Source organism: Natronomonas aquatica (genome assembly GCF_024449025.1).
In the GTDB taxonomy this organism is placed as follows: domain Archaea; phylum Halobacteriota; class Halobacteria; order Halobacteriales; family Haloarculaceae; genus Natronomonas; species Natronomonas aquatica.
Genome location: NZ_JAHLKM010000059.1, coordinates 1 through 5,377 on the forward strand (window position 1 = coordinate 1; position 5,377 = coordinate 5,377).

The following is a 5,377-nucleotide window of genomic DNA, read 5'->3' on the forward strand; positions in this document are numbered from 1 at the left end:
ACGGCGCTGAGTCGGCGTCTCTGGCCGTCTTCTTGTGTATTTGGTCGAGCCGGTGTTTGACGTCCATCGGAACCGCTATTGTGGTATTGCTTGCCATACGCGACGATGGGGCCGTTGAGGACGACCCCTTGATGAGCCAGACGAACACAACGTGGATTCCGCCCCTTCCGATCAGGGCACTAAGTCCATAGTCACTCGGATGCTTATATGCGATATATGGGTCACATACCATCGCCCAGTGACGCGCCCGCGTCCGCGACCGCCACCGCCGTCGTCGGCTCCGGGTCCCTCCGGTCCCCGCATTTCCCGTCCGCCCGTACCCACCACGCCCGCCCCCCTCCAAGTTCCGGGCGCGGAGCGCCGGGCTTTCTCGTCAGCTGTCGAGCGAGTCTAAGCAATCCGATATTTTTGATTCGAATTGCCCAGATCATTAGATTATGTGGGCATCATCGGCTCGGGAACAGTCATCTCAAATGGAGTGTTAGTTGCAATACAGGCACCATCAGTGCTGATCGCTCTAATTTCGAACTGGCGACTTGGGTAGTTTCCCTTTTCAGCGATCGCACCAGCCATATCAATCGTAATCGGTTCGTCGAAATCACCGAACTCCCACACTCCTAAAGCGTTGCTTGTGTCGCGAGTGCCGTCGCTATCGTATCCCATGCTCGTTGCCTCATGAACTAGTGTAAATCCATCGTAGCATCCATGTTCGGCCTTTGGATAGATGACTGCTGCCCCACTCTCAAAGAATTCTACTCGTAAAATTAATCCCTCCGCTTGCTCTTCAATTTCACCTTGCGTATTTACTCGCTGGACTGTTCGAGCAGTTGCTTCGCCGATCTTGTTCTCGGTGGGTGGGGGCCCTGCTATCGTACTAACGTCCGTATCTGCCGTCTTACTCACGGTATCATCAACGGTCTGTTTGACCCTGTCATTAGTGACGTAAGCGCCACCAGAGACCCCGATACCCCCAAGCACGAACAGCCAGCCACGGCGGGAGACCATATGGAGGGATGATGGTTGCCCCACAAAAGTAGTGCGCCGTCGTGTGCTCAGTACTTTATTCGTATCGGTAAGAACGTTTACCGCTCCATCTAATTTGCTACGTCGGTTATAAAATTCAAAACAGATAATTCATCAAGCTGCAATAAGAGAAAATATTGCCGGTAGAATGTATCAACCGACTGTTAGAACGCCATTCGTCGATACCTACTTGTCTGACCGAGCCTCTGCCTGGCCAATTTTGTAATGATGGTAGAAAGCGATTCCACCAACAATCAAAAATGGAAAAATACCAGAAGCTGCAGCACCAAGACCAAGAGTCTTATCGAATAACCCCATAAGGAAATAAATAGAGATAGCCCCAGCTATTGCCCACCCTAGCTTAGAAATGAAGTTTTCCATATCGCGTGGGGTGCCTGCGCTGGCTAAAAAAGATTAGCCAAGATACGTAGTATGAAACACCATGTTCATGAACAGATTCGATCAGAGTCAGTTACCGTGTCGATGCGTAGTTTTATTTTTCATTTATTTAACTATGGGGTATGAGCCAGATCTCTGATGAATTAGGGAGACATGTTAGCCGTATAGCTATGTACATAGGATATCTTATATTCGCTGTAATCGGATTATGGCTGTTATCAGCTGCTCTCACCGTGCTCTAATATATTATAAAGGTAACAATTCAGTACCGAATTAGTTGTTTAATTGAGATGGTATCTTGTGGGCTTGTGTTCGCCGGCTTCAGGTCTTGGTGATACCTTTTACTTTTATATCCTAATAGTAAAAGCGGAACCCCAATTATAGCTCCAATAAGACTCACTGTGAGTACTAAACCAACTATTAGTAATACTATTCTACCTGTAGAACCGCTACTGCTCGGCTCGTACCCACAATTAGGGCATTTGGTCGCATCTACTGATATTTCAGACGTACATTTTCCACATTTCTCCTTTTGATTTATATCGGAGAGAAATCTCGTTTTCCATATTAATGTGAGGAGCTTATCAGTAGTTCACATAGTGTGATAATCATCCAGCTTTGTCTCGCGGTAATACCGAATAGCCACGTTTCAGAGCTGAATTGCATCATAAAACGCCTGCTACGGAACGAAAATACGGTTTTCCAAGCACCGCGAATCGTCTATTCTTAGTATCAAGAGCGCCTCAGTCACTAATTCGGTCTGTCTAATACTATAGGACATAATATTGCTCCAAATATTACCTTCGATATTAGCTAATACGGATGATTTCGGGGTTATTAGCGGGAATCTTCAATTACCCACGAAGACAAGCGCATAAATACAAGCGATCAAAGCAGCAATAAGAAAGGGAACTGCTAGTGGTTGTTGAATGGTAATGAGTCCGGCTGTGAGTATTGATAGTGCCACAGCGACGAGTGCTATGCTGATCGAACGGATGTATTGAAGCAGTAATTGCTTATCGTCCATACGTTTGACACAGACGTACTCGGTATAAAATCGGTGAACTGGCTCTAGTTCCGGTACACTCTCTCTCTCTCGTAAATGTGATCAGCTGGCGTGATATCTATCTCAACGACGACGGAACCACCGAACCCACTCTACGAAGAACGGAGGCGACGGCTCGCTCTCGATGTCGCTGATTTTGTCGGGGAGATCTTCGATTTTACTTTCCAACTGACTGCGCCTCGCAAGTTGTTGCTCAAGTTCGCGTATCCGCTCCTCACGCGCTTCTAGTCGATCACGAAGGGTAGACACTTCCTCGCGCAAGATGTCGCTCTCACGGCGATTGTGGAGGATCTGACGGATGTGTTCAGATCGCGATACACCCTCCTCCTCTGCCTCCTCGTCAATTTCGTCGAGTAAATCCCCATCAATTCGAAACGTAATACTCTCACGAGCCATCGTATGCCACCTGTGATACGGTATCATACACTCGTACTACAAATCGATTGCGTCAGACGCTAGTCTGACTGGTCACAGTACTTTTACGCTATGACGACAGAGACGTCACTATCGCATAAAACTGCGATGAGGGTGTTGGTCTCACCCTCAAAACCACGTCCCGTATGATTGCAATTGATACCGAGCGACTTAATCGTTGCTCTACGGCTGACGGTAGTACTGACGAGATACTGAGCACGCTTGTCGACGTCGTCATCGAGCAAGCTGAGTACATCGACGACCTGGAGGATCGCCTTTCCGACGAGCGGGAGCAGCGCGGACGCGACGATGCCGAGCTCCGCTCTCGGATCAGCGACCTTGAGGATCGTCTTGATGACGTCGAGGACGGCGAAACTACCACGGAACCCCAAGGGTCCGACGACGAAACGGACGGCTCTACGGATACAGAGACGCCCTTAGAGCGGGTTTGCTCACTTCCCGAGCCTGCCGTCGATCGCGAACTGTCGGCCAATCAAAGGCGCGCTCGCTTTATTGCTCGTGACGTCGAGCAATATGCAACTAAAGTCCCGGCAGGGTATTCGATCACCTCGGGTGATCTCGCAAAAGTGCTCCGGGCGGGGACCGATTGCGATGGTCGGACACAGACAGTCGCGCGGGTGATGTCGTTCCTCGATCGGTTTGGGGGCGACGAAGTGGAGGTGATCAAGAGACGTGGGACAAAGCGAGTGGTGTTCGACGAGACGCTCGTCGATCGACTCCAAGCCGTCGAGCCGGTCCACCCGGATAACGCGGGTTGTTATGGGGGAGAGAGGGTAGTGCCGTGATCAGTGCCGTGACGTCCATTTGCCCGTCAGGGATCTGACAAGGCAATAACACCAAACGGCGCGGTTTGCTGGTTCTAGTAGCGATAGCTAGGGAGAGAGAATCCTCTGTAACTAGTAGTAGTAGTAGTATTAGGCACTCAATCGACCGATCGAGTCGTCCGAGTCTCATAACGACGACCGTTATCAGCTTGTGCCAATCTTAACCAACACACTACCGACGTGACGCCTTGTTGTTGGTTAAGGCTCGTTCGTCGTCCTCGACGGTCCGCCCGTCAGGTGCTGTCCGACCTTGTCGCGACGATCGCCCCCATCGACGATCGCCCTTGGCGTAATAGACACGCGAGGACACCCTTCGACCGGGTCCGCGATAACGGGCTCGTCGCGCCCGCTGTCGCCCGATCCGTCGAAATCCTTTAAGTCAATCCCTCGACGTCCGCCCGTAACGGACGGGATCGGCCCCAACGGCGCGAAGGACAGAGCCCGCACGCTTTCGGTGGATCGGGGCCGAACCGAGTCCGTGTTCTCTCTCGCCGGTAGTGTCCAACCCGAGCGCATTTTTCGACAGGTAGCCCTCGAGCCCGGTCACGCCGTCGTTGTCGTCGCCGACACGCTCGATCCGTACTGCTCCAGAGTCGTGCGCTTCGTCGGTGGCGAGCGGGCTGTTGTCGACGTGAGCCCGAACCCAGCGATCGAAGCGGTCGACGTCCACCTTCTCGTCCACATAGACCCCCACGTGCACGTGCAAAAAGCCATCCTCGCCGGCGCCGAACACGCGGACGGCCCGCCACCTTGAGCCCGACAGCGCGCGACTCAGAGCCTTTGCGCGCGCCTCCTTGGTCCGGGTGATCCCGCGCCGATAGTGAGTGATCGGTGGGATCAAATCGTCGCTCTCTGGCCACGTCTTCGACGCCGTCGCTGTCAGTAGCACCGTCGAGTCTGCCCACTCTCGGGCGGATCGGTCGGTCGCGATCAGTCTGGCCTGCTGTTGTTGGGCCCACTCGGCGCCGAGCTCCGGGCGCTCGTGATTGTCCAGGTATTTATCGAGTCGATTGACGGCATCGGACCACTCGCCCGAGCCGTCCCCGAGCGGGAGGCTGCCGACGTCGTCCCCTCGGATATCTGAGTAATCAGAACGCGCCGACGCTCCCGACGAACTCGACATGTTGCGACGTCGGCGATTTTGGGAATCTAAGGGGAATTAGACCCCAATTTTCGCGCTCGATCTCCCCGGCTGTTGCACGCCGTAAGACCGACGAGTATTAAAAAATCAACACTATGCTCCGTTCCAAAATATCGCCCTATCCGCTCGAATATCGACGATCGGCACCGATCGGTCCCGACCTACCCGACCGGCTTTGCTTTTTTAACTCCGCGCGATACGCTTCGAGCAGCAAATCTCTCACTACTTCGTCGTCGTCGATGTCCGACAGTTCCGCCGTCGTCGTCTCCTGAGGATTCGATAGCTGCTCAGCTCGGATTTTCCGGAGGGATCTGATCATGTCGTCGCCGACGTCGAGGGTGACCTCAGTCACCGAAATCGACCCCCTGCTTGTCGGCGAGCGCCTCGATCGCTCGGTCAACCGTAAACCAAAACGGCGCTGAGTCGGCGTCTCTGGCCGTCTTCTTGTGTATTTGGTCGAGCCGGTGTTTGACGTCCATCGGAACCGCT

At 53.0% G+C, this 5,377-nt stretch carries 6 protein-coding genes; 1 reads left to right on the forward strand and 5 read right to left on the reverse strand.

All coding sequences use genetic code 11. The features are described 5' to 3' along the window. Nucleotides 1-435: 435 nt before the first annotated feature. From KM295_RS16585 to KM295_RS16600, 4 genes are all read right to left on the reverse strand, one after another. On the reverse strand, nt 436-1,005 hold the full coding sequence (locus KM295_RS16585) for a hypothetical protein (RefSeq protein WP_256031470.1): 570 nt from the start codon (nt 1,003-1,005) through the stop codon (nt 436-438). Nucleotides 1,006-1,209: 204 nt separating this feature from the next. Beyond that, complete coding sequence (locus KM295_RS16590; protein WP_256031472.1) at nt 1,210-1,404, reverse strand: hypothetical protein; 195 nt, start codon at nt 1,402-1,404, stop codon at nt 1,210-1,212. 868 nt (nt 1,405-2,272) lie between these two features. Beyond that, nucleotides 2,273-2,449, reverse strand: a complete 177-nt coding sequence (locus tag KM295_RS16595; protein ID WP_256031475.1) for a hypothetical protein — start codon at nt 2,447-2,449, stop codon at nt 2,273-2,275. 102 nt (nt 2,450-2,551) lie between these two features. Then, nucleotides 2,552-2,884 carry a ribbon-helix-helix protein, CopG family gene (locus KM295_RS16600; protein WP_256031476.1) on the reverse strand — a complete coding sequence of 111 codons (333 nt, stop codon included), beginning with the start codon at nt 2,882-2,884 and terminating at the stop codon, nt 2,552-2,554. A 164-nt stretch (nt 2,885-3,048) separates the two neighbouring features. Between KM295_RS16600 and KM295_RS16605 the strand changes: the two genes are divergently transcribed. Then, the gene (locus tag KM295_RS16605; protein WP_256031477.1) at nt 3,049-3,708 is read left to right on the forward strand and encodes a hypothetical protein; all 660 of its coding nucleotides are present in this window, start codon (nt 3,049-3,051) and stop codon (nt 3,706-3,708) included. Nucleotides 3,709-4,126: 418 nt separating this feature from the next. Here KM295_RS16605 and KM295_RS16610 read toward each other — a convergent pair whose 3' ends face one another. Beyond that, the gene (locus KM295_RS16610; RefSeq protein ID WP_256031478.1) at nt 4,127-4,870 is read right to left on the reverse strand and encodes a hypothetical protein; all 744 of its coding nucleotides are present in this window, start codon (nt 4,868-4,870) and stop codon (nt 4,127-4,129) included. Between the last annotated feature and the right edge of the window lie 507 nt (nt 4,871-5,377).